Below are 24,714 nucleotides of genomic sequence, written 5' to 3'. Positions count from 1 at the left end.
GGATCGGCCTCCCACATGAGGAAAGACCTATGAATATCGGACAAGCAGCCAAGGCATCGGGCGTTTCGGCCAAGATGATCCGCTACTATGAGCAGACCGGCCTGATTTCGGCAGCCGACCGCAAAGCTTCAGGATATCGCGACTATTCGGAAGATGATGTACATATGCTGCGTTTCATCCGCAGCGCGCGCGATGTCGGCTTTCAGGTGGCTGAAATCCAAAAGCTTCTGGATCTCTGGACCAATCGAGACCGTCAAAGCACCGATGTCAAAAGGATCGCGCTTGACCACATCGCCGTGCTTCGTCTCAAGATCCAGGAATTGCAGCAGATGGCGGCGACCCTCGAAACTCTCGTGTCGAAATGTGCGGGGGATCAGCGCCCGGCCTGCCCCATTCTCGAAGGTTTGGAGAACCATGGCTCGGACGAGCCCATCGCCAACCGAAAACAGAATTTGCGAAACCTGCCGCCCCAAAAGGTGAAGCGCAAGCTTTGATGTTGACGGCTGTTTTCCGGCCAAATGCGGCATCCATGCCGCCCGGGCAGCAGTGTTGCGGCAGCATCATTTTCTCCATTGATGGAACTTGACCTGCCAATGGAGGAGAATGGAGATGTTGCTCGCTTTCGAGTTCACATCCAGACCAAGAGGAAAACGTTGAACAGGAAATCACCGGTCTATCTGAATGCGCTGCGAGCGTTCGAAGCGAGCGAGCGCCATGGGAGCTTTTCCGGCGCGGCCGAAGAGCTCAATGTCACCGCCGCTGCGGTAGGGCAGATGGTGCGTGGACTTGAAGAATGGCTGGGCATGCCGCTGTTTCATCGCAGCGCAACCGGAAAAACCAGGCTCACTCCGACCGAAAACGCGGAGCGCGCACTGCCCGACATCCGCGCCGGGCTGGATCGTCTCGGCATGGGACTGGATCGGCTTCGCGAGTTCTCGACCGGCGGTATTCTCAACGTGGCGGTTAGCCCCGCCTTTGCCGCCAAATGGCTGCTGCCGCGCATCGATCGCTTCCAGATGAGATGCCCGGAGACGGACATCCGGCTCGAGACGAGCTTGAAGCTTGTCGATTACAAGGCCCACGGCATCGATATCGGCGTGCGATATGGAGACGGAACCTGGCCCGGCCTCGTCGCAGAAAAACTTATGGAAGAGGAAATTTTTCCGGTCTGTTCGCCCTCTTTCCCCGATGCGACCGGTTTTGCCGAACCAGGAGATTTGGCTCGGACCACCCTCATCCACGACCTCTCCGTCGATCCGGCAATTGGTTTCGTCACCTGGGATATGTGGCTGCGGGCAGCCGGTGTACGGGAAGGGCAAGCACAAAGGGGCATGAGGATCGACAATTCGGGAGCGGTGCTCCAGGCCGCCATCGAAGGGCGCGGCGTGGCTCTGGCTCGAAGTATCCTCGCACGCGACGATCTGGCAGCGGGTCGGCTGCAGCGGCTGTTTTCCGAAGTTCTAGTGCCTTCGAAGCTCGCCTATTATGTGGTCTACCGGCCGGAATATTCGTCGCTTCCGAAACTAAGGACGTTTCGCGATTGGCTCGTCGAGGAAGCGGCAGCCTACCAGACTTAATCCAATCTCAAGCTGCTCGCTGAAATCAGTGAGCCGTGTCGGCAAAGATTTTCTTTGTCGCGGCCAAGAAACTCTCGTTTGTCAAATCGTACCGCACAGGGCACTCAAAAACGGTGACGCGTGCCGACATACCGGATGCGCACGTCGGGGATGAGCCGCTGATACATCGGCGCATCACCTAGCGAAAACGACACCAGAGAGAATGACCGTGGCCTGCTTCGAGAGCGCAATATTCCATGACGACGTCGTGATTGGTACCGCGTCGGAGATCCACATCCACGCCGTGGCTAGCGACAATGACCCCTACTTTTTCTAAGACCATATTGATTGTCGGCGGCGGGCTTGCGGGCCTGACGGCAGCCTATCGCCTTCATCGCGCCGGGTTCGACTTTGCTCTTGTCGACGCTCGGGAACGTCTCGGCGGGCGTATTCTGTCGGTCGGTGCCGATGATGAACCTTCGATCGATGGATTTGACCTTGGCCCCTCCTGGTTCTGGCCAGACATGCATCCCGAGATCGCTCGCTTTGCGCAAGAGCTTGGGCTCGCGTTCTTTCCTCAACATGCCGATGGTGCAATGGCGTTCGAGCGATCACCCGGATCTGCGCCCGAACACTACCGGACGCTCCGGCAAGAACCACAGTCAATGCGATTGGTTGGCGGCAGCGGAGCCATCATTTCCGCACTGGCTGATCGCTTGCCCAAGGACCGTATCCGGCTCGGAACGAGGGTGACCAGGATCGTGCGAACGGACAGCGGCGCCGGGCTTCAGGTCCATGTCTTGCATGGTTCGGCCGAGGTGATCGAGGCCGCACATGTTATCTTTGCGCTGCCGCCGCGTTTATTGGCACAGACGATCGAATTCGAACCGGCGCCGGATGAGGCATTCCGCAAGCTCTGGCATGCTACGCCGACTTGGATGGCGCCGCATGCGAAGTTCTTCGCCCTTTACGAAAAGCCCTTCTGGCGTGCCGCAGGGCTCTCGGGCGCGGCGCAAAGCATGGTCGGACCGCTCGTTGAAATCCATGACGCCACCACGGCCTCGGGCAAGGCCGCGCTTTTCGGTTTCCTCGGCGTTCCCGCGAACGTGAGAAGAGAGGCTGGCCGCGACGCCATCATTGCGGCTTCGGTCAATCAACTCGGCCGGTTGTTCGGTCCGGAGGCGCTAAAGCCTGCCGCAACGCTTTACAAGGATTGGGCCGCCGATCCGCTCACGGCCACTACGTCGGACCTGGCGGCGTCAGGTCATCCCACAGGTGGCAAACGGAAATGGGTGGGGCCCGAATGGAGCAACTGGATGACGCTCGCCGGCAGTGAAACGGCAGTTCATGACCCCGGCTATCTGGCTGGCGCGGTCGCCGCCGGTGAGCAGGCGGCCAAGAAATTGATTGAAAGCCGGAAACGGCCGGAAACCTCGGGCACTTGAGAGAGACGAAACAGGAGAACACCATGAATTCGACCTATCGCGCAATGCAGGTCACAACGTCGGCCGGTCTCGAACTGGTGGAACGGCCGACGCCCGTGCCAAACGCGGGTGAAGTGCTGATCGCTGTCGAAGCCTGCGGCATCTGTGGCGCGGATGCCAGCGACATCGACAAGGCGGATCCGGCGTTGCAGCCAGCGCGCGTCCCTGGCCATGAGGTGGTCGGCCGCATCCTTGCCCTCGGCCCGAATACGCCTTCAATCTGGAAGATCGGGCAACGTGTGGGCGTCGGCCGTCTCGGCGGCCATTGCAACGAATGCAGCGAATGCCGGCGCGGCCGTTTCAATCTCTGCCGCAACCAGCCTGTTCTCGGATCCTCATGCGACGGCGGCTATGCCGAGATGATGATCGCGCGCGCGACCGGCCTCGTTTCCATTCCCGACGAACTCTCGCCCGAGGAGGCCGCACCGATCCTCTGCGCCGGCATCGCCACGTTCAATGCCTTGAAGAAATCAGGCGCCGAAGCAGGCGATACCGTCGCCATTCTCGGCATTGGCGGGCTCGGCCATATGGCGCTCCAATATGCCCGCAGAATGGGATTTCGGGTGGTGGCGGTCGGCCGTGGTGAGGACATCGCCGCCGATGCGCTCGCGCTCGGAGCGCATCGCTATATCGACACGAACAAGGAGAACCCCGCCGGTGAGCTCAACGCGATGGGCGGGGCTAAGGCTATTCTGACCACCACCGGCAATCCGGTCGCTGTCAACGCGTTGATGCCCGCACTTTCGCCGGAAGGTCGGCTGATCGTGCTCGGTGTCGGCAAGGATCCGCTGCCGGTGTCGACCGGCTATCTGGTGGGGGCTGAACGCGGCGTGATCGGCTCGATGACCGGCTCCCCGTTCGAAAACGAGAAGACGTTGGACTTCAGCGTCCTAAGCGGGGTTCGGCCGAGGATCGAAACCATGCCGCTGGAGCGTGCCCAGGAAGCCGTGCAAAAGATGAGATCCGGCGACGCAAACTTCCGAATAGTCCTGACGATGGGAGATCAATCCAATGCGCATCAATGATGATCTGACGAAACCGCTGATCGTTCATTCGGCCAAACTCGCGTGGACCCAAAGCCCTCAGGCGGGCGTCGATCGCCGGATGCTCTATCGCGTCGGCGGCGAAGTCGCACGCGCCACCTCGATCGTGCGCTACGCGCCGGAAAGCACCTTCCCCAGCCATGTCCATAGCGGCGGCGAGGAAATTCTCGTCCTCGAAGGCACATTCCAGGATGAGCATGGCGACTATCCGGCGGGGAGTTACTTCCGCAATCCGCCCGGCACTTCGCATACGCCCGCTTCGAAAGAGGGATGCACGATCTTTGTGCGTCTCTGGCAGTATCGCGAGGGCGACGATGCGCAGATCGTTCGCCAACCTGGCGAAGGTGGAGCGGGACCGCTGCGCCCGGGGTCTGACGCCGCGCGCGTGCTGTTCGATGACGGCGAGGAACGTGTTTCGATCGAGCGCTGGCAACCCGCCGCAACTATCACGGTGGAAAATCAGCGCGGCCTTGAGATTCTCGTTGTCACCGGCACTCTGACGGTGTCGGGCGAAAAGCTCGAGCCCCAGAGCTGGATTCGCTTGCCGCAAGGCAAGCCGTTCGAAGGCTTGGTAGGGTCCGAAGGTGCGGAGATATGGATCAAGGATGCGCCGCTTCAGCATGTGGATGTGCTACCGATGCCGAGTTGACTGGAAGGGAGCGGGCTCCCGGCCGGAGTTCTCAAATCATTATGAGCGCTGCTCATCGATCCATGATGCAACGCCATTTCTAGTTTGCGTCAGCTCATGATAAGGCGCTCACGATCTGATCCAGAGCCCGGTTCCAAGCCGCGATCGCCTCTTCAGCGCCGCGAACCGGCTGGCTCCCTATCCCACTCCCCTTGGACGAGACAATGATGAAGATAAATGTTGCGATTATTGGTGGCGGTCTGGCGGGACTGAATACGGCGCGGCTACTGCAAGCCGCCAGGATTAATTTCCTGCTGTTTGAGGCGCGGGCGACGTTTGGAGGCCGAATTCAGACGGTGAACGAGAAAGGTCAGCCGCACGCCGATGGCTTTGACCTCGGTCCATCCTGGTTCTGGCCGCGCATGCAGCCAGCCATCGCCAATCTGGTCGCTGAACTCGACCTTCCAACTTTTGCCCAGAACGATGACGGCGATGTCGTTTTCGAGCGCATGTCGCGGGAGGCGCCGAAGCGCTACCCGGGCCTCACTCAGGAACCCGAAGCCTTTAGGCTCGTCGGAGGGTCCGCGGCCTTGGTCCGGGCAATCGCGGGAAGCCTGCCCGAGGGGCGGCTTCGGTGCGGGGCTGAGGTCACCGGGATGCGTCTCACCGAAGATGGCGTTGAATTGTTCGTGCGGTTGGCAGACGGACAAGAGGAGAGAGTACAGGCTCGGCGCGTCATTGCGGCACTGCCGCCACGCATTCTCGATGCGACAGTAGGGTTTGAACCGCCACTGGCGCCCGCGACCGTACAGCTCTGGAATGAAACGTCGACCTGGATGGCGCCGCATGCGAAGTTCTTCGCGATTTATGATCGCGCCTTCTGGCGGGAGGCGGGTTTTTCCGGCACGGCGCAAAGCATGGTCGGACCTCTCGCGGAAATTCACGATGCAACGACATCCTCCGGCAGGGCGGCACTCTTCGGCTTCGTCGGGATGGGCGCTGAACAGCGTAAAGCGGCCGGAGAAAGGTCGCTGACCGAAGCTTGCATTCAGCAGTTTGCCCGTCTCTTCGGCGAGCAAGCCGCCCATCCGCGCGCAACACTCTACAAGGACTGGGCCGCCGACCCGCTGACGGCCACATCCGCCGACTGGTTCTCGACCGGCCATCCGCATGCGCCGGAGGGTGGCTGGGTGACAGGACCCTGGAAGGAGCGGCTAACCCTCGCCGGCAGCGAGGTGAGCCCGATCGAAGCCGGCTATCTCGCAGGCGCTGTGGAAGCCTCGGCAGCCGCGGTCGCCGACCTCATCCAGAAATTCGCGACGAACAAAGACTGAAAGGACTGCGCATGGGGATCGTCGAGAAGACATTCCACGACAGCATATCTGCGTCGGAACAACAAAAGACCGTCTCGCGAAACGTCAGGGTCCTGACGGCAGCACAGTCGCTCGGCGGTGCCAGCTCGCCGATCATTATCTCGCTCGGCGGCCTCGTCGGCCAACAATTAGCGACCGATCCAGCCGCTGCCACCTTGCCGGTCAGCATGCTCAATCTCGGCCTGGCTCTGGGGACGTTGCCGGCCGCCGTCATCATGCGGCGGTTCGGCCGCCGAGCCGGCTATCTCCTGGGTGCCACAACCGGCATGACGGCGGGCCTGATCGCAACGCTCGGTATCATCCAGGCGAGCTTCGTCGTCTTTTGCATTGGCACCTTCATGGCCGGACTTTATTCGGCTTATGTGCAAAGCTATCGATTTGCCGCCACGGACGGCTTGATTGGTGCCGAGCGCGATAGAGCCATTTCCCGGGTAATGATCGGAGGACTCGTCGCGGCCGTTATCGGCCCGCAATTGGTCATCTGGACCCGCGACGCGCTTCCTGGACATACCTTTGCCGGCAGTTTCCTAAGTCAGGCCGCGCTGGCCATGCTGGCGATCCCGATCCTCCTCGCCCTGCGGCGCCCGCAAAGCGTCGGATCGGGGCCGGCCAAGACAACAGACGGCCGACCCCTTTTTCAAATTCTCGCCTCCCCCCGCTACCTGCTCGCGGTTGCGACCGGCGTCGTCTCCTATGGGCTGATGACCTTCATCATGACCGCCGCACCGCTCGCGATGGTCGGACACGGCCACTCGGTCGGCTCAGCCGCCCTTGGTATCCAGTGGCATGTCCTTGCCATGTTCGGACCGAGCTTCATCACAGGCCGCTTGATGGCGCGCTTCGGCAAGGAGCGTGTCGCAGCCGTCGGCCTGCTGCTGATCGGAGCCTCGGCGCTCGTTGCGCTCGGCGGCATGAACATTGCGCATTTCTGGGGCGCGCTGATCCTGCTCGGCCTTGGCTGGAATTTCGGTTTCATCGGCGCGACCGCCATGGTCGCCGACTGCCACACGCCATCCGAACGCGGCAAGGCGCAGGGCGCCAACGATTTCGTGGTTTTCGGCACTGTCGCCTGCGCCTCGTTCTTTGCCGGATCGCTGTTGCATACATCCGGCTGGACGACGGTCAACTGGCTGGTGCTGCCGACCGTAGCCTTCATCCTTGTTCCGCTCGTCTGGCGGGCAGCCCGCTTGCCGAAATCCAACTGAACGGAAGGCATCTCATGGCTACCTCAAAACGGCGTATCGACCACATTGTCCTGGCGGTCCACGATCTTGAAGCGGCCGCTGAGTTCTATACGCGCCTCGGCTTCAAGGTCGGAGCTCGCAACAGGCATCCCTGGGGGACGGAGAACCGGCTCGTGCAATTCGGCTCGTCCTTCATTGAGCTGATTACGCTTCGCAACAACTTGGGGGTGATACCGCCGCACGGGCCGGGACGCTTCAGCTTCGGCGCCTTCGTGCGCGATTATCTGCAGGAGCGCGAAGGCTTTGCGATGTTCGTGCTCGACAGCGCGAATGCGAAGGCTGACGCCCAGACCTTTGCGGAAAAAGGCATCGGTTCTTTCGAGCCGTTCTTTTTCGAGCGCAAGGGCCAGCGTCCTGATGGTAGCGAAGTGCATGTCGCGTTTTCGCTGGCTTTCGCCATGGACCTCGATATCCCGAACGCGTCCTTCTTCGTCTGCCAGCAGCATGTCCCGGAGAACTTCTGGAACCCGGAATTCCAGCGGCATCCGAACGGCGCGACGAATATCGCGGCGGTTACGCTGGCGGCCAGAAACCCAGCGGAACACACCGGCTTCCTGACGGATTTTACCGGAGTTTCCGCGAGGCGGGATCAATCTGAAAGCATGGTATTCCCGCTGGCAGAGGGCGGAGTTTTCAAGGTAGCGAAAACGTCGGGTGAAAACCGCTTCGCCGGCTACACCGTCGCCGTTAAAAATTTTGCGCGACAGCAGGATCTGCTCTCAGCGGCCGGCATCTCTTTCTCCACGGTCGAGGACCGCATCGTCGTTGCAGCCGAGAACGCCTTCGGTGCGGCCATCACTTTCGTTCCCGCCAGCTAACGGCCAGGTGCAATCGATCGGGCTTATGCCAAAGTCCCATCACGTCGCCGGATTCCGCAATCAGGGCGCGGGAGAGCGCCCCATCTCACTTGCGAGCTTCAAGAAGCCGTCAATGTATGAGGTCGTCTCCTCGCCGCGGCGCACGCCAAGATTGATGCTCTTCCGAATGCCGGAAGAGCCCAGGCGCAGTGCCCGGATCGGCAGGCCGGCAGCATCCTCATTGAGCAGCCAATCCGGAAGCACGGTCACTCCCCTGCCCGCGCAGACGAGCTGCAGCATGAGATCGATGGTTTCGGCAGTGCGATGCTGACGCGGCCGGCAATGCGCGGGAACGAGAAACTGCGTGTAGATGTCCAGGCGTTCCAAAGTGACCGGCACGGTGATCAGTTCCTCGTCGATCAGATCCTGAGGCTGCACACACGGCTGGCTAGCGAGAGGATGCGTCTCGTGCACCATCAGGACAAGCTCGTAATCGAAGACCGGCGTGAATATAAGGTCCGGCGCCTCAACGGGATCCGGCGTGATGAGCAGGTCGATCTCGTAGCCGAGAAGCGCTTCGACACCGTCGAAACGGAAGGCAGTGCGAACATCGAAATCGACGTCAGGCCAGCGTGTCAGATAAGGTATGGCAATGCGCGACAGCCAGCGTTGGCAGGGATGGCATTCCATGCCAATGCGCAGCGCTCCTCGCCGACCGACCGCGAAGTCATTCAGCACCCGCTCCGCGTGCTCCATCTGCGGCAAGACCCGCTCGGCGACGCTGAGTAGATACTCTCCTGTCTGCGTCAACCGCAGGCCTCGACCGGTTTTCATCCAGATCTTGATACCGTGCCGCTCTTCGAACTTCGCGACCGTATGGCTAAGAGCCGACTGCGTCACGTTTAATTTCTCCGCGGCCGCGGTGACGCTGCCACGCCGGCTGACTTCCCGCAGGATCGCCAAATGCTGTCGATCTATCATCTATGATGCTCGCTCATGGGTAGATGAAAACATACCATTTCCGCTCATAATGCATTGCGAATAAGCTTTTCGTCAACCGAGCGCCATCAAGGCGTCCGATCGACAAAAGGAATACTGCCGTGGCGAAGCTGGCAACCGCACCTCAACCTGACGCAAACGAAAAAGCCGCACGGTCGATCTTCGACGAAGTCATAGACCGCAAGAACAGCAATTCGATGAAGTGGGCCTACGCCAGCAAATTGCTGGCGCCGGACGAGGCAGCGGCCGACCCGCTGCCCATGTGGGTCGCCGATACCGACTTCAAAGCCCCGCAAACCGTCATCGATGCACTTCATGACGCCGCCGACCATGGTGTGTTCGGTTATCCCGGCGGCGCGACCGCATCTTACATTGATGCCGTTGTTGGATGGCAGCAGCGGCGCTTCGGCTGGGACATCGCCAAGGAATGGATCCTGCAGACTTCGGGTATCATCACGACGCTCAAGACGGCAGTACAGGCTTTTTCAGCCCCCGGCGACACCATCCTGATCCAGCCGCCGGTCTATGCGCATTTTCACAACGACGTCCTGTTGAATGGTCGCCACCTCGCTTACGCGCCGCTGGAATTTACCGGCGATGGCTACCGCTTCAACGCGAAAACCTTTGAGGCGGCGATCCGTCCCAATACGAAGATCTTCATCCTCAGCCACCCGCACAATCCGACCGGCAATGTCTGGTCCGAGGACGAACTGCGGACCATGGGCGAGATCTGCGCCCGCAACGGCGTGCTGGTCATTTCCGACGAAATTCACGAGGACGTGATCCTCAATCCGGCTAGGAAGCACATCCCGTTCGCTTCGCTCGGCGAAAAGTTTGCTCAAAACAGCATCACCTGCACCGCGCCCAGTAAGACCTTCAACCTGCCTGGCCTGCAAAGCGCGAATGTCTTCATCCCGAACAGGCGGCTGCGGGATGAACTGCACCGCCAGTATGAACGCAACGTCTTCGAGCTGGTCAACGTTCTCGGGATGGTCGCGGCAGAAGCGGCCTATGCACATGGCGAACCGTGGCTCGAAGAGATGCTCGTCTATCTGCGGTCAAATCACGCGCATTTTGCCAAGGCGATCAATCAAGCCGATCCGCGCCTGAAGGTACTTTCGACAGACTCTCTTTATCTCACGTGGATGGATTGCCGGGGCTTGGGAATGGACGCGGCGGCTCTCGACAAGTTCATGCTGACCAAGGCCCGCGTTTGGCTCGACAAGGGACAGAAGTTTGGCATTGAGGGGCACGGCTTCATGCGCGTCAACCTCGGCTGCCCGCGCTCCACCGTCGACGAAGCCATCCGCCGCATCACCTCTGCCGTCGCAGAGATTTGAGCGGAGGAACCAATGTCACAAACCATTAGACAACGGCTCGTGGAACTCAATCTCGAGCTGCCCGCAGCGGCGAAGTCCGTGGCCAACTATCTTCCGGTCATGGCAAGCGGAAGTCTCGTTCTGACATCCGGCCAGCTACCGCTCGCCGATGGCAAATTGATCGCTACCGGCCTGCTTGGACGGGATCTCGACGTCGCCGCAGGGGCGCTCGCTGCCAGGCAGTGTGCCTTGAACATTCTTGCGCAGGCAGAAGCCAATCTTGGCAGCCTCGAGAGAATTGCAAAGATCGTGAAGATCACGGTCTTCGTGGCCTCAACTGCGGATTTCACCGAACAACACCTCGTCGCCAATGGAGCCTCCGACCTGTTGGTCGGCGCTTTCGGCGAGAAGGGCAAGCATGCGCGCTCAGCGGTCGGCGTTGCAGCCCTGCCAATGAACGCACCAGTCGAAATCGAAGCCATCCTCGAGATCACTCAAGAACCATGAGGATCGTCGGTATCGACCAACGGTGAACTTTATTCGGGAACTCAATCGATCCGCTCGGCGAGAAAAACGGCAATAGCCATCGCCGCCGGATCACCAACCGGGAGAATGATTATGAAAATGACGATTGCAATAGCCACGATCGCGGCGGCAACGCTGATGGCCGGCATCGCTTCAGCAGGAACGATGGCCGACGTACAAGCCCGCGGCAAGCTGAACTGTGGCGTGACCGGCGGCCAGGCCGGCTTTTCGGCGCCCGATGCCTCCGGCACCTGGCACGGTATGGACGTAGACTATTGCCGGGCAGTTGCTGCAGCGGTGCTGAAGGATCCCAAGGCGGTGAATTTTATTCCGACGACGGGACAAACACGCTTCACGGCACTTGCCTCCGGTGAAATCGACATCCTGTCGCGGACCACGACATGGACATTCTCCCGCGATGTGGACCTCAAGTTCACCTTCGCTGGCGTGAACTACTATGACGGCCAGGCTTTCATGGTGCCGAAATCACTTGGCATCAGCAGCGCAAAGGGTCTCGACGGCGCGACTGTCTGCATTCAGACCGGCACCACCACGGAGCTCAATCTTGCGGAGTATTTCCGGAAAAACAACATGAAATACGAACCGGTTCCAGTCGAGAACAATGCGGACGTGCAGCAGAAATATCTCGCTGGCGGCTGTGACGTCATCACATCAGACGGATCGGACCTCGCTTCCACTCGGTCGAGCTTCAAGAACCCGGGAGATTACATCATCCTTCCGGAAGTCATTTCGAAAGAACCGCTCGGGCCTCTGGTGCGCCAGGGCGATGACCAGTGGGCGGACGTTGCTCGCTGGACCCTCAACGCACTGGTTTCTGCTGAAGAACTCGGTGTCACCGCTGAAAACGTCGAGAAGCTTTCCGCCGGCACCGACAATCCCGACGTCAACCGCCTCCTTGGCAAGGAAGACAAACTCGGGGAGATGCTGGGGCTGGATGCAGAATGGGCAAAGCGCGCAATCGCAGCCGAAGGCAATTACGGAGAAATGTTCGCGAGAAATCTGGGCGACAAGACGCCGATCGGGCTTTCCCGAGGCCTTAACGCGCTTTGGACCAACGGTGGACTGATGTACGGCCTGCCGCTCCGCTAAGAACGCTGTCTCGCGCGGGCTGGTCCCGCGCGCTTTCCTTTCCGGTACTCGTTTGCCCCTGCGGCACTCGCTTCTGTGCCGAAGGTCGCGCAGCGAACCTTCAGGGAGATTCCACATGGCAATGAATAGCAGCTCTCCGCGCGAACCCTTTCACCTGAGCATGCTCGTCAATGACGCTCGCTATCGGGCGCGGACAATCCAAGTCATCACATTCTGCTTGCTTATTCTCGCAACAGCTTGGCTTATCGACAACACGATCCGCAATCTCGCGGCGCTCGGGAAAGACTTCTCATTCGGCTTCCTGTGGAGCACGGCCGGTTATGACATCGCGCCTCACGCCATCGACTATTCGAGCACAAGCACCCATGCCCGCGCGGCACTGGTCGGATTGCTCAATACGCTGATAGTTGCCGCGATGGCCTGCGCGACGGCCACCGTTCTCGGTGTGCTGGCCGGCGTTCTCAGGCTTTCACACAACTGGATCGTTGCCCGACTGATGACGGTATACGTCGAAAGTTTCCGTAACATCCCGGCTCTGCTCTGGATCATCGTCGTCGCTGCCGTCATGTCGGAGGCCATGCCAACACCGAATGCATTTCGGGGCGAAAACCCGGCAGCCTCCATGATGTTCTGGGACAGTATTGCCGTCACCAATCGCGGCATCTATGTGCCAGTGCCGGACTTCTCGCGAAGCCTTGGCCAAGCCCCCGGCGCTTTGGGATCATTCGACCTCAACTATGCGGCAGTCCTGGCCGTGCTCGCGCTTTCGCTTCTTGCTCATCGGGCATTGGTGAAGCACGCAAATCGGGTCCAAAATGCTACCGGCCAGCGCCCTGTGACCTGTTGGAAAAGCCTGTGCGTTTTTGTGGTGCCGAGCGTTGTTCTGCTTTGGGCGCTCGGCTTTCATCTGGACTGTCCAGTCCTGAAGGGCCTGAACTTTGTCGGTGGTCTGCAACTGCGAAACGCGTTCATTGCGTTGTGGATCGGGCTCAGTGTCTACACCGGCGCCTTCATTGCGGAAAACGTTCGCTCCGGGATTCTAGCCATTTCCCGCGGGCAGTCGGAAGCCGCCCATGCGCTTGGTCTCTCCTCGGCCCGCACAATGCGTTTGGTTATTTTGCCGCAAGCCTTGCGGATCATCGTCCCTCCACTGATCTCGCAATACCTCAACATCACCAAGAATACCTCGCTTGGGCTCGCAGTCGGCTACATGGACCTGCGCTCCACCCTCGGCGGCATCACCATCAACCAGACCGGCCGCGAACTGGAAGGCATGCTGCTGATGATGCTGATCTATGTCGCCATCAGCCTCACGATCTCCGCCGTCATGAACATCTACAACAGTCGCGTCAGGCTGAAGGAGCGTTAAGATGAACATGCATAACGTCTCCTGGGTGCGCCAAGACATGGTCACTCCCTCGTCGCGCCCGGTCGGCCAGGCTAGCGTCATGAGATGGGCCAAAAACAATCTCTTCAACGGTTGGCTCAGCACATTTCTGACGGTGGGGTCCCTGGTCGCAGTCGCATGGAGTGCAATGGCGATTGCGCCCTGGCTCGGAAACTCGATCTGGCGGGCAAATTCGCTTGCCGAATGTCGCCAGATCCTCGATGGCAGGCCCGGCGCATGCTGGGGAGTCATCCGAGATCGTTGGCCGCAGCTCTTGTTTGGCTTCTATCCGTCGCACCTGTATTGGCGGCCGGTTTTGGCATTCACCTTGCTGTTCGCAGCCTTGGCGCCGATCTTGTTTCGCACCGTGCCGCAACGCGCGCTCTGGTTCAGCGCCATCTATCCCGGCCTTACCTTTTGGCTGATCTGGGGCGGAAGCCTCTGGTTTCCGGCTGCCGCCTATTGCGGCTTCGTGGTTGCTGCCGGGCTCTTTTCGGTGACTATGCGCCTCAACCAGGGGCTTGCGGTCGCTACCGCCATTCTCGGCGCTGCGCTTTGGTGGATTTACGCCGTCCAGCCTTTCTCGACCCTCGCAAACGAGATATTCGCGATCGCACTTGACCCTATCGCCTCGCGTGAGGTTGGAGGATTCCTCCTTTCGATCATCATCGGCGTAACAGGGATCGCTTTGTCGCTGCCGCTCGGGATTTTGCTCGCGCTCGGCCGTCGTTCGAGCTTGCCGCTTATCCATCTCCTCAGCGTCACCTTCATCGAGTTTATTCGCGGTGTGCCGCTGATTACGCTGCTCTTCACGGCCTCGCTTCTGCTCAACTACTTCCTTCCACCCGGAACGAACTTCGATCTCATTCTGCGCGTGGTCATCATGGTGACGCTGTTTGCCAGCGCATATATGGCCGAAGTCATTCGTGGCGGTCTGGCTGCCCTGCCACGGGGTCAGTATGAGGCTGCGGAAGCTCTGGGGCTCGACTACTGGAAAGCGCAGCGGTTGGTCATCCTGCCGCAAGCCCTGAAGATCTCAATTCCCGGCATCGTGAATTCCTTCATCGGCCTGTTCAAGGACACGACGCTCGTCGTGTTCATTGGACTGCTGGACCCGATCGCACTTTCCAATTCAATCCGGGCCGATACCAACTGGCAGGGCATCTACTGGGAACTCTTCATCTTCATCGGCGCCGTGTTTTTCGTCTTCTGCTTCAGCATGTCGCGCTACTCGATGTATCTCGAGCGCCGGCTGAAGACCGACCATCGTTAGGAGGAGTGTGCATGAGCAACACGATGACAAAACAAGCGCATTCGCAGGACGACCGGCCTGGACTTCAAGACATCGCTGTCGAGATCACCGCCATGAACAAATGGTATGGCGAGTACCACGCATTGCGCGATATCGACCTCAAGGTACGGCGTGGCGAACGGATCGTCATTTGCGGGCCATCCGGCTCGGGTAAATCAACCATGATCCGCTGTATCAACAGGCTTGAAGAGCACCAGTCCGGCACGATCGTCGTCGATGGCATCGAACTCACCAACAATCTGAAGAGGATTGAGGAAGTGCGCCGCGAGGTCGGAATGGTGTTCCAGCACTTCAATCTCTTTCCGCACCTGACCATTCTGCAAAACTGCACACTCGCGCCGGTCTGGGTCCGCAAGGTGCCGGAAAAGCAAGCAAGAGACCTTGCCATGCATTTCCTTGAGAAGGTCAGAATACCGGATCAGGCACACAAGTATCCGGGCCAGCTCTCGGGCGGTCAGCAGCAGCGCGTGGCGATCGCGCGGGCGCTCTGCATGAAGCCGCGCATCATGCTGTTCGACGAGCCAACCTCGGCGCTCGATCCCGAGATGATCAAGGAAGTCCTCGATACGATGATCGCCCTTGCCCAAGAAGGCATGACGATGCTCTGCGTCACCCACGAAATGGGCTTTGCTCAAGCGGTTGCCGACCGGGTGATCTTCATGGACCAGGGCCAGATCGTTGAGCAAAACGAACCGAAGGCCTTCTTCAGCGCGCCGCAATCGGAACGCACCCGGACATTCCTGGGCCAGATCCTGGGTCACTGACCTTCGGTGCAGATAAGAGGTATCCGCTATCTTTACCGTTCCTTCGAAGCTTGCTCGCCTCGCGGCCGCGCAGTTCGTCATCTGGATTGTTTTCTTGCCGATGATCTCAATGGCTGCTGACCTGCTGCAACCGCTCGGGCGCGCGGATCGCCCGTTAGGTTCAGCTTCGGCTCCCGTCACCGTGATTGAATATTCATCTCCGACCTGCCCCCATTGTGCCCTCTATCGAAGGGAGGTCGCGCCGAAAATAGAAGCGGAGTTTGTCCGCAGCGGAAAGGTCAGGATCCTGTTTCGACCACTGCTGCGCAACAATGTCGATCTTGTCATCTTCATGCTTGCTGACGCGCAGGCCGAATCCCAAACACAGCAAGTTCTGGATGCGTTTTATGAGCGCCAAGATGAAATCGTGAACTCGCCCAGTCCTGAGCAGACGTTGCGGGAAATCGCACGCTCTGCCGGGATCGATCGTGCCAAGTTCGATGCCGCGCTATCGGCTCAATCCGAGCTGAATGGATTGACGAAGCTCAGCGAGCAGGCAAGGAACGATTTCAAGGTCGAAGGGACGCCGACATTCTTCATCAATGGAAAAAGAATAACTGGCGCTCCGAGTCTGGAGGAAATGCGAAACGCAATCACGGATGCGCTGGCGAATAAGTAGGTGCATGGCGCCGCGCTTGACGGGAAGAACGAAGGTGTATTTCTCCGCCAAGCGGGCATCATCCGATCAGCCTACGACCGTGTCAAAGGCGTCCAGAACACGAGACGAATATACCAATGCTGCGCCCGCGTTGAGGGCAATTGCGACGCCAAGCGCCTCGGCAATCTCTTCGCGCGTCGCTCCAACCTTGGCTGCTTCTGCCGTGTGGCTGGCAATACAGCCGTCGCAGCGGGTCGTGACTGCAACCGCAAGCGCGATCAATTCGCGAGTCTTGGCGTCCAAATGGCCGGTCTGCTGGCCCGCGCCGCCGAGCGTGCGCACGCCGTCAAGCGTAGCCGGCGACAGCCGCCCTAATTCGCCCACGCGCGATGATAATTTCTGCCGGTATTTTGCCCATTCAAGCATTCGAAGTCCTCCGTAACCGCTGATCCATGTGAGGAGCGCCAAAGCCAGATCATGTAGGAAAAACAGCCTTCTAGCGTCTCACAACACAAGTTGTAACGGAAAATATTCATGAGCAAAAATGGTTTATTCTCACGCAATCATGAGGTTCTGTCATATGTTGCGATGGCATTCGACTGTGCCGATGTGGCGCCCGAAAGGGCTGGCGAGGGCCGAGAGTGCAAGTGAGACAGCCTCGCCATAAGACAACGGTATCGTGGCGCGCAACTGCTCTAAGACAGCTTGCTCCTTTCCACAAACAATCCTCCAGCATCTGTAGGATAGGGGATAGGTTGCGCAAAGTTTGAGTTGACCGTTTTCGATGGCGAGGCGACACTTCCAAACTGAAGCAAGTCAGGAGGAAAAACGATGGACGAGCCAGACCGCTGGCGCCATATGGCAAGCGCACCGAAAGACGGCAGTCGGATCCTCGTGACGATACGCCCGTCCGAACAGGGGCCGGCAGAAGTTGACCTCGCCTATTGGTCGAATGGCGATCAGTTTGGTGCAGAAAGCTGGCGCGCTTCCGATTCCTCGCCTGGCCACATCATCGAATATGCCGAGCCGGAATTGAAGTGTTGGATGCCGATGCCCTCGGCCAATCTTAATCGCACCTCGATGCCCTCCCCCTGGGAAGGCGACGACACCCAGCAGCTCGACGGATCAGGGATTTAAGAACTCGCGCCGCCATGTTGTGAAAGTTCGACACGCGGCGGCGGCAAGATCCAGTTGAGCTACCCCACATAACTGTGGGCATGGCTGAGAGGCCGGCAACGACCGCGAACATCCGCTTGCCCTTGGCGACTGCAGCTTCGGTTCACGGGTCATCGTCCTGACTGGCGGTCCAAACCGCGCGGACAAGCATGGCAATGATGTAGAATATGCCAAAGAGGACGATGGCTGCGAGCGCGTAATGGATGTTCTCCATCAGCTTGTGATGATACTTCTCAAGCAACTCGCCCATATTATAAATGATGATCGCGAGAACGGTGAGCAGACCAGCCATCGCGAGCGGCAAATTCTTTCTAATGAACGCTCCAATCATGCGCAGCATTCAAACCTTCCTAAACCGAGTAAAATCATGTTTTCGTAATTTTAATTGCATCGCGTTCGTTCTCTCTTCGAGACCTGCGGCGCCCGCCTATAGCGGATCCAGCAGGCGCTCCCGTGGAAAATCCCGATCACGGCGCCATCCCGGTATTAGATCAGCTCCATGAAACGAGGCTGAGCGCTTCTTCCCCCTAAGCGAATCGGAATAGATTCTTTTTTTCGGGCGTATCCGACCGACTGTGGAAAAGTCCGGGTCTGCTTGTCGGTGTTTGCGATGCGGCAGCGCGTTCGATCGATTGTCCTGGAGGATAAGTGGTGCAACATCTTTTCGTGGCGGGGGGCGTCCTGCTCGCCGCCGCTCCCGGCGATGCACTTCCAACGATCGCCGACTAGCTGTCGGTCGTCGCAGCTATAGCTCCGATGCCGCCAAATTTACTCAGAAAAACATCGTTCGCATTTTAGCAAACCTGCGATTTTGTCAGGTCACACCACACATGTGACTGCACCCATCCATCCTGAACTATACCCAGCCGGCATAGAATACGCCCGCCAGGATGACGATGCCCAGAAGGGCGCGATAGATCACGAACGGCCAGGTGGAGAAACGTTCCAGGAAGCGCATGAGGCCCCAGATCGTCGCAAAGGAGGAGAGGCTGCCGACGATCAGACCGACGGCAAGGATCGACCAAGCGTGAAGAGAAAGATGCGCCCGGTAAAGCTCGAACAGTTCCTTCAGTCCAGCCAAGGTAATGGCCGGCAGTCCGAGCAGGAACGAGAAGCGTGCAGCCTCGTCTCGCTTGAAGTCAAGAAACAGAGCGGCAGTCAGAGTCGATCCGGACCTCGAAACACCGGGAAAAAGCGCTCCGACCTGGGCGAGACCGACGATCAGGGCATCGACGATGCTCATGCTGCTCACGTCTCGCCGGTGCCGGCAATAAAGCTCAGCCAAAGCGAGAAGGATCGCCATGACGAGGCAGGAGACTCCGATAACCCACAGATGCCTGATGGGTGTGCCGCACGCATTCAAAGACGAGGACAACAGAACGCCGGCGATGACGATTGGTACCGTGGCCACGACGATGCCGAACGCGAGGCGCAATGCAGGCGACGACCAATTCCCTTGCCTGACCGCGGCAACAGAACCGAACGCCACATATCGCACATCGCTCCAAAAATAGGACACGATCGCGGCCAGGGCAGCCAACTGCATGGCCGCCGAGAACGCCGATCCTGGATCCTCCCAGCCAAGAAGCGCCGGGACAAGGCGCATATGGGCTGTGGACGAGATGGGAAGCAGCTCCGTAAGGCCCTGCACGACGCCCAATATCGCCGTTTTGGTGTAGCCCAGCGCGACAAAACCCGTGTCTATGCCTTGCGTACAAGTATCGGCCATGTCTCAGCATCCAGGTTCGATTTGCCATATCGAGCCAATGCCGCATGTGCACAGGCCGCATTCTTGTCCTGTGCAGTCGCCGAAGTGTCAAGCCGGATGCGGCGAGACGAACACTATGACGCAGGCAGGCGCGAACCGGACGTCATATACACGCCAGAAAGGACGGTGCCTATGGCCGTGATCGCAAACCCTACGGCAATGCCAAGAGGAGCGACCCTAGAGTTGGCACTTGGGATCGATCATATCCTCCGCGGACCCGCGGGATTTGTTGGCTCCGATTATTCTCGCCAGAATATAGAAGCCATGCTGCCCATCCGGCAATGTGGAGCCGAAGACGCCAACGACCACGTTCTTCATATTTGAGCGGGCTCCAGCAACACCGTCTGCAACAGCCTTCAACGGGTTCAAATTTGATAAGTCATCGGCCGCATAGAATGTTGCCCACCAGCCGGCGTCGGTCCTCAAGTTTGTAAACCGGCTGCTTCCAATCTCTCCCGCATGCGTCTTCAGCAGAGCGCGAAAGCGAGGCGTCTCGCACCCCATGTGGATATGAAGCCGGTCTTGTGTGCGCCAACTGGCGGCGTTTATCGCCAGCGCAAATTCCTGCGGCGAAACCTTCCCTGCGCGCAGGCCGATTGCGGCTGATTGCTCTCTCAACGCTGCCTCAAAATAGTTCGGCGCTCCCGCCGCCAGAAGGCGGGGATCTTCGATGCCGGGCACGTCGGCTAACGGCGCAAAGATGGTTCGCTCTTTGTCAGTCGGCTCGCGAAGAAGGGCGAAGGAAGACAACGGATCCTGCGCCTCAACGACTTTGAGGCACGGATACGGCGATCCCGTCAGGGTAGAGTTGATCTCGCAGGCTTTAACGACCAGCCCCAAAGCAGAGCGGCTGGCGAATGAACTCATGACGATGACTGCAATAGCGAGAGAGATAAAAAGAACGGCAGGATGGTGCTTCATGCGCAATTTCGAATTCTTGCTGGTGATTCAATCATTTTCGAAAACTTGGCCCTCTTGATACCTACCTTAAATCCCTTGTGATAGACGCGGAAGAACCACCGACGTCAAGAATTCGGCGAAGATTTTCCTTCAGTCTGTCGGAACAAGTTCGTCCGGCACGAACGCCGAAGTGGCACGCGCGTCAAAACCGCTTGAGATCCTTGGGAACGTTATACTGCGACCCCTCGTACAGCACTCGGCGTTTACCGGTCGTGACCTTCTCATCGGTGTTGCACTCATCGGCCTTGCCGGCCTTGTTGACGGTTGTCGTGACTTTTTCGCTCACAAGGATGTCTGAAACCGCAGTATTTGCTGACGATTCCATCGAGAGCGTGCGGATGGTTTCATGAAACTCCCCTGCGCACATGGTATCCCATTCTCCCTCGCTCCTGCCGATCGCGATGTTGTCGAGAACTGTCTTCAGCCGATCATTATCGATTGCGAAGAGCCACAACGTCGTTTCACCGAAAGGATTGGGACGCGAACTGCCTTCCAGCGCAATACGCAGTCCGAAAGCCATTTTTCCCGGAGCAAGTTGATAGCGTGCCGTATCAAAGGCGACGCTTGTGACCCGAACGGCGTCGTCTGAAACCAACCCTTCAAGACGCAATCGCTGCTTCACCTTGAGGCTGGTACTGTCGACCATCAGCAGTTCTATATCCCCTTCGTTTTCAGTATCGGACAGCTCTGTCATCAGCGCCACGGCGACCAGCATCAGCTCCGGCTGCGCTGGCCAGATCCGACAGATCACGGCATGCGGATCATCGCGAACGCTATCAGGCGCTGGCAGCGTGATAGTCGCATCTTCAAACACAAAGGTACCATCGGAACCGGCTGTCGCCGTGGGATAGGCCTGGCGGATGATGTCGGCGGCACGGCCGGCACAATCGTTCTGACCGGCAAAGGCGATCGGAGCGCTGATAACAATGCCGAACCCGGTCACCGCAAACAGCCCTAGAAGGGATGCCAGGAGGTTCAAAAAATGCTTCATCTAAATCCTCAATAATCAAAGCAATAGTCAATGCGCAGCTTGGAACCATATCATTGCGCTTTCGATATGTCGTAAGCCTCTACTTACAATAAAATATAGCTGCCTCGAACTGCTCAGTGATGACAGAGGCGCCGACGGCCTCCTCATCTCGACGCTGGCTATGTGAAGTTCGTGAATTCAAGCAGTGTCAGCATAAAGCCCTGTCCCATGGGCTGCCCGGTCTAATTCGTCGCGAAAATCCGGGTGTGCCAGCGCAATCAGCGCTTTTGCTCGCTCGGCCACAGACTTGCCCTTGAGGTTCGTCCATCCATATTCCGTGACGACGATATGGGTGTCGTTGCGGGATGTGGTCACCGGCCCGGTCAGCGCCGGAACGATGCGCGAGAGCGTGCCCTTTGCCGCTGTGGAATGACAGGCGATGATCGACCGCCCTCCCCGCGAAGCATAGGCGCCACGCACGAAATCGACCTGGCCGCCGGATGCGCTGAACTGCCTGCCGTTCATGAATTCAGAATTGCACGCCCCGTTCAAATCGATCTGCAGCGTCGCGTTGACCGACACCGCCCGGTCGTTCTGGGAAATGACAAAGGGGTTGTTCACATAGTCGACCGGATGGGCTTCAATTTCCGGATTGTTGTCCAGGAAGTCGTAAAGCGATTGATCTCCCAGCGCGAAAGTGAAGATCGACCGCCCGACATGCGTCTGCTTGCGGCTATTGTCGACCACGCCTGCCTTGACCAGATTGGCGAGGCCGACCGTCATCATTTCCGTATGGATACCCAGGTTGCGATGGTGCGAAAGCCGCGAGCACACCGCATCCGGCAAGGCGCCGATACCCATTTGCAGGCAATCGCCGTCTTCAACCAGGCCTGCAACGATCGCACCGATGGCATCGTCGACATCATTACTCGGAGCAGCCGGCAGGATTGGCAGGCTGACGTCATTTTCGACCAGCGCCGTCACGCTCGATACGGGGATCATGCAATCGCCCCGCACGTAGGGCATCTTGGCGTTGACTTCGAGGATCAGCCGAATTCCTGGCTTGCGCGATACTGTGAGCGCATAGTCGGTACTGGCGCCGAGGCTGAAATTGCCATCCGCATCCATCGGCGCGACCGTTGCAATCAACGTATCGACCCCGACATGCTCGACCAGCGAGCGCGGCACCTGGCTAAAATGGCAGGGCACAAGGTCGATGGCCGGCAATGCTTCCGCCGATCGCCTCTTGTCGAGCGCACGCTCTACGCCTCCATGAAAATAACTTATCGGAATGATCCGGTGGCATAGGTCGAAATCGAAGACGCTGGTTCCCGCAACGCCAGTACAAAGAAGATAGTGGAGCCGCACATTCTCGACGGCTCCCGCCCGCGCCCGTTCGGCAAGTGCTGCAAGAATGGCGGGTGGCTGACCGGCCGCTATCGGCATCGCGACCTTCGCGCCCGTTGGGATCAGAGCGACCGCCTCCTTTGCGGATCGCAGCCGTTCGCGGTACTGCATCTGATGGATAGTCGTCATTGGGCCCTCCTCCCGGTACTATTTTCAGAACAAATCAGCATCCATTTCTATGTTTACATCCTCACCAGCGTTTATGACCGTTGCCGGTGTTTTCGTCGGGCGTCGCTCAATCGGGACAAATTCCTTCATCGGCGCGGACGCAACGATCATGCCCGGATAGCGACTCCTGCACAACATCCAGCGCGGATACTGATTGCCGCAACGTGCCTTCAGTTTGACCTCATCTTGCGGTGGTAGCAAACCCTGCGCGAACCAAACGCCCACCCGGTAGATTGTTCGCGCAGCATGAGCCGTAAACGGTGCCTTGGCCCTGCCTCACTGCCACGAGGCAGGGCCTCTTCATTCGGCTACAGTTCTTTAGGGGATTGCTATTTTCATCCCCTTGCCGTGCGGCAGGAGGCCGCTAGGTCTAGTTACGCTGGAGCAGCACTTGGGGGGATGACTTGGCGTATGATTGGAGCGGCGTCAGGACGCGCCGGATAAAGGCACTGAAGGTGGGGATTTCACTGGTGATCGCGGCCGCGGCTCTGGCCGGCCCGGCGATGGTGCTCCTTCGCTCGCATCATTGAAGCCAACCCACCGCGTGGCGAAAAACTTCGCTTGTTCCATGGTTTTAATGCCGCGGTTCTGCGCAGCCGCGGCCTGAAACGGCACATGTCTCAGTGGATATTAATCTCGCGTTTTTGACGCGAGGAGGTTTGCACTGGTTTAACCCGGCAACGGGCGATCTACTGCATGTGCTGAAGCGGGGGCTCCCATGCGACGGCCGGGAGTTCCGGAACAACCTTGGTCGGGAATGCGGGACTCCCGTCATCGAGACTGGAGTCGGTGCATGGTAACCTAGACGATGCCACTGATCACCCGCCGGTCATCTTAGTCCAACGAAGCCGGCCGCATCATCACAGAACGGTCTCAAATAGCGGTATCAAAGCCGCGCCGATTGCGCCGGGGGCGTCGGCTACTTGCGCGACGGCAAGGCTCGGGACGTCGCGCAATACGCCATGGCGAGGCAGATTGTTGAATTCGGTTCGTTCGATAAGCATTCTTGCCAGGGAATGCGGAAGCTCGCCGCCGAGGACGATCAATGCCGGGTCGAAGACGGCACAAATCGCATTGATGGCGCGATTATGCGCGGGCGCGACGCGGTCGACCCACTCCGCGACGCCGTCCCAATCCACAAGGGCTTCGTTTTTCAGGTCCTTCAGCGTCAAGTCCGAGCGCCCGTTGGCATGGAGATGTTGAAGCAATTGACTGAGAGCTGGGCGATCGTCGTAATCCTGACGCCCGAAGAGAACGGAATATTCGCCGGCATTGCCGAAACTGCCGCGAAACGGCATCCCTCCGGAAACGAGGCCGCCGCCATATCCGTGAAGATGGGCAATGTAGGCGAAATCGGCGAAATCGCGGCCGACACCGAAAATCGCTTCCGCTAAGGCGGCGATTCTGGACACATTGTCTGCCCAGACCGGTAGGCCGAGCTGTTCTCCAAGCACGGGCGCCAGATCGATCAATGACCAATGAGCGAGCGGCAGTGGGCAGTTGAAGGCCGTATCCAGCATGCGGTGGCCGGCGACGGCCAGACCGACGCCGAGAATGTCGCGCCGCTGAGCGCCCCGGCGGGCAAGAAGTTCTTCGACGGCTGCTTCGATCCGTTCCATCTCCGCGGCGAGCGACGATCCCTCCTGCGGAATTTCCATGTTTTCCAAAGGCTCACCAAAACCCATGAGGCAGAGGCCGATCGAACCGACATTCACCGAGATGCCGAGCGTCAAACACCAGTCCCTGCACAGCGTGAGTTCCGGGCTGGGCGGTCCGGGGCGCCGGGTTTCCGATGCAGAAAAAACAATCATGCCTCGATCGCGAAGCCGCTCGACGATCCTGTGCAACGATTGCTGCGTAAGGTCGAGCGGCTCGGTCAGGTCGGAGCGCTCGATCCCCGGGGATTTCCAGATCAGCCGTAATAGGTCTCGCTCATTGCGGGACGCCACTCGGGCAGGTTGAGAATCCCGCAAAAAATGAGCGGCGACATGGTCTAGAGGAACGTACTTCATTTTCGGATCATTTTGATTTACACTATAGGTGTGAAACTAGCCTATCAGACCAAGGATTGATCCTCAATTTGTACG

The 24,714-nt window shown here is 58.9% G+C and carries 24 protein-coding genes; 16 read left to right on the top strand and 8 right to left on the bottom strand.

Features of this window, described 5'->3' with window-relative positions; all coding sequences use genetic code 11:
* Positions 1 to 29: 29 nt before the first annotated feature.
* The 8 genes from cueR (at position 30) to GGD50_RS19845 (ending at position 8,146) form a co-directional block, all read left to right on the top strand.
* Positions 30 to 494, top strand: coding sequence for a Cu(I)-responsive transcriptional regulator (gene cueR, locus GGD50_RS19880; protein WP_183938749.1), 465 nt, complete (start codon positions 30 to 32; stop codon positions 492 to 494).
* Between the two features lie 159 nt (positions 495 to 653).
* Positions 654 to 1,577, top strand: coding sequence for a transcriptional regulator GcvA (gcvA, locus tag GGD50_RS19875; RefSeq protein WP_246451340.1), 924 nt, complete (start codon positions 654 to 656; stop codon positions 1,575 to 1,577).
* A gap of 296 nt (positions 1,578 to 1,873) precedes the next feature.
* On the top strand, positions 1,874 to 3,001 hold the full coding sequence (locus tag GGD50_RS19870) for a flavin monoamine oxidase family protein (protein WP_183938747.1): 1,128 nt from the start codon (positions 1,874 to 1,876) through the stop codon (positions 2,999 to 3,001).
* A 23-nt stretch (positions 3,002 to 3,024) separates the two neighbouring features.
* Positions 3,025 to 4,065, top strand: coding sequence for an alcohol dehydrogenase (locus tag GGD50_RS19865; protein WP_183938746.1), 1,041 nt, complete (start codon positions 3,025 to 3,027; stop codon positions 4,063 to 4,065).
* Positions 4,052 to 4,732 carry a cupin domain-containing protein gene (locus GGD50_RS19860; RefSeq protein WP_183938745.1) on the top strand — a complete coding sequence of 227 codons (681 nt, stop codon included), beginning with the start codon at positions 4,052 to 4,054 and terminating at the stop codon, positions 4,730 to 4,732. The genes GGD50_RS19865 and GGD50_RS19860 overlap by 14 nt, the downstream gene beginning before the upstream one ends.
* 203 nt (positions 4,733 to 4,935) lie before the next feature.
* On the top strand, positions 4,936 to 6,045 hold the full coding sequence (locus GGD50_RS19855) for a flavin monoamine oxidase family protein (protein WP_183938744.1): 1,110 nt from the start codon (positions 4,936 to 4,938) through the stop codon (positions 6,043 to 6,045).
* An 11-nt stretch (positions 6,046 to 6,056) separates the two neighbouring features.
* Positions 6,057 to 7,289 carry an MFS transporter gene (locus tag GGD50_RS19850; protein ID WP_183938743.1) on the top strand — a complete coding sequence of 411 codons (1,233 nt, stop codon included), beginning with the start codon at positions 6,057 to 6,059 and terminating at the stop codon, positions 7,287 to 7,289.
* A gap of 14 nt (positions 7,290 to 7,303) precedes the next feature.
* Positions 7,304 to 8,146 carry a VOC family protein gene (locus GGD50_RS19845; RefSeq protein WP_183938742.1) on the top strand — a complete coding sequence of 281 codons (843 nt, stop codon included), beginning with the start codon at positions 7,304 to 7,306 and terminating at the stop codon, positions 8,144 to 8,146.
* Between the two features lie 60 nt (positions 8,147 to 8,206).
* Here the strand turns inward: GGD50_RS19845 and GGD50_RS19840 are convergent, their stop codons facing one another.
* Positions 8,207 to 9,106, bottom strand: a complete 900-nt coding sequence (locus tag GGD50_RS19840) for a LysR family transcriptional regulator (protein ID WP_183938741.1) — start codon at positions 9,104 to 9,106, stop codon at positions 8,207 to 8,209.
* A 119-nt stretch (positions 9,107 to 9,225) separates the two neighbouring features.
* Between GGD50_RS19840 and GGD50_RS19835 the strand changes: the two genes are divergently transcribed.
* The 7 genes from GGD50_RS19835 (at position 9,226) to GGD50_RS19805 (ending at position 16,199) form a co-directional block, all read left to right on the top strand.
* Positions 9,226 to 10,464, top strand: coding sequence for a PatB family C-S lyase (locus GGD50_RS19835; RefSeq protein ID WP_183938740.1), 1,239 nt, complete (start codon positions 9,226 to 9,228; stop codon positions 10,462 to 10,464).
* A 12-nt stretch (positions 10,465 to 10,476) separates the two neighbouring features.
* Positions 10,477 to 10,950 carry a RidA family protein gene (locus GGD50_RS19830; RefSeq protein WP_183938739.1) on the top strand — a complete coding sequence of 158 codons (474 nt, stop codon included), beginning with the start codon at positions 10,477 to 10,479 and terminating at the stop codon, positions 10,948 to 10,950.
* A gap of 111 nt (positions 10,951 to 11,061) precedes the next feature.
* Positions 11,062 to 12,078, top strand: coding sequence for an amino acid ABC transporter substrate-binding protein (locus tag GGD50_RS19825; RefSeq protein WP_183938738.1), 1,017 nt, complete (start codon positions 11,062 to 11,064; stop codon positions 12,076 to 12,078).
* 115 nt (positions 12,079 to 12,193) lie between these two features.
* Positions 12,194 to 13,447, top strand: coding sequence for an amino acid ABC transporter permease (locus GGD50_RS19820; protein ID WP_183938737.1), 1,254 nt, complete (start codon positions 12,194 to 12,196; stop codon positions 13,445 to 13,447).
* A 1-nt stretch (position 13,448) separates the two neighbouring features.
* Positions 13,449 to 14,738: an amino acid ABC transporter permease gene (locus tag GGD50_RS19815; protein WP_183938736.1), complete on the top strand. Its 1,290-nt coding sequence runs from the start codon at positions 13,449 to 13,451 to the stop codon at positions 14,736 to 14,738.
* A gap of 11 nt (positions 14,739 to 14,749) precedes the next feature.
* Entirely contained in the window at positions 14,750 to 15,541 is a 792-nt protein-coding gene (locus GGD50_RS19810) for an amino acid ABC transporter ATP-binding protein (protein ID WP_183938735.1), read from the top strand.
* Positions 15,542 to 15,650: 109 nt separating this feature from the next.
* A complete protein-coding gene (locus GGD50_RS19805; RefSeq protein ID WP_183938734.1) occupies positions 15,651 to 16,199 on the top strand; it encodes a DsbA family protein in 549 nt (182 codons plus the stop codon).
* Positions 16,200 to 16,265: 66 nt separating this feature from the next.
* Here GGD50_RS19805 and GGD50_RS19800 read toward each other — a convergent pair whose 3' ends face one another.
* Complete coding sequence (locus GGD50_RS19800) at positions 16,266 to 16,604, bottom strand: carboxymuconolactone decarboxylase family protein (protein ID WP_183938733.1); 339 nt, start codon at positions 16,602 to 16,604, stop codon at positions 16,266 to 16,268.
* A 405-nt stretch (positions 16,605 to 17,009) separates the two neighbouring features.
* Between GGD50_RS19800 and GGD50_RS19795 the strand changes: the two genes are divergently transcribed.
* Positions 17,010 to 17,315: a hypothetical protein gene (locus tag GGD50_RS19795; RefSeq protein ID WP_183938732.1), complete on the top strand. Its 306-nt coding sequence runs from the start codon at positions 17,010 to 17,012 to the stop codon at positions 17,313 to 17,315.
* 142 nt (positions 17,316 to 17,457) lie between these two features.
* Here the strand turns inward: GGD50_RS19795 and GGD50_RS19790 are convergent, their stop codons facing one another.
* The 6 genes from GGD50_RS19790 to GGD50_RS19765 form a co-directional block, all read right to left on the bottom strand.
* Positions 17,458 to 17,694, bottom strand: a complete 237-nt coding sequence (locus GGD50_RS19790; protein WP_183938731.1) for a hypothetical protein — start codon at positions 17,692 to 17,694, stop codon at positions 17,458 to 17,460.
* Positions 17,695 to 18,210: 516 nt separating this feature from the next.
* Entirely contained in the window at positions 18,211 to 19,083 is an 873-nt protein-coding gene (locus tag GGD50_RS19785) for an undecaprenyl-diphosphate phosphatase (RefSeq protein ID WP_183938730.1), read from the bottom strand.
* Positions 19,084 to 19,299: 216 nt separating this feature from the next.
* Positions 19,300 to 20,043 (bottom strand): CDP-diacylglycerol diphosphatase, encoded by a 744-nt coding sequence (locus GGD50_RS19780; protein WP_183938729.1) that lies wholly within the window; start codon positions 20,041 to 20,043, stop codon positions 19,300 to 19,302.
* A 181-nt stretch (positions 20,044 to 20,224) separates the two neighbouring features.
* On the bottom strand, positions 20,225 to 21,073 hold the full coding sequence (locus tag GGD50_RS19775; protein WP_183938728.1) for a PA3715 family protein: 849 nt from the start codon (positions 21,071 to 21,073) through the stop codon (positions 20,225 to 20,227).
* Positions 21,074 to 21,250: 177 nt separating this feature from the next.
* A complete protein-coding gene (locus GGD50_RS19770; RefSeq protein ID WP_183938727.1) occupies positions 21,251 to 22,588 on the bottom strand; it encodes an acetyl-CoA hydrolase/transferase family protein in 1,338 nt (445 codons plus the stop codon).
* 899 nt (positions 22,589 to 23,487) lie between these two features.
* Complete coding sequence (locus GGD50_RS19765; RefSeq protein ID WP_183938726.1) at positions 23,488 to 24,639, bottom strand: ROK family transcriptional regulator; 1,152 nt, start codon at positions 24,637 to 24,639, stop codon at positions 23,488 to 23,490.
* Between the last annotated feature and the right edge of the window lie 75 nt (positions 24,640 to 24,714).

This window comes from Martinezella paranaensis (assembly GCF_014200235.1).
GTDB classification, from domain to species: Bacteria; Pseudomonadota; Alphaproteobacteria; order Rhizobiales; family Rhizobiaceae; genus Rhizobium; species Rhizobium paranaense.
This window is presented reverse-complemented; position numbering and strand designations above follow the sequence as displayed.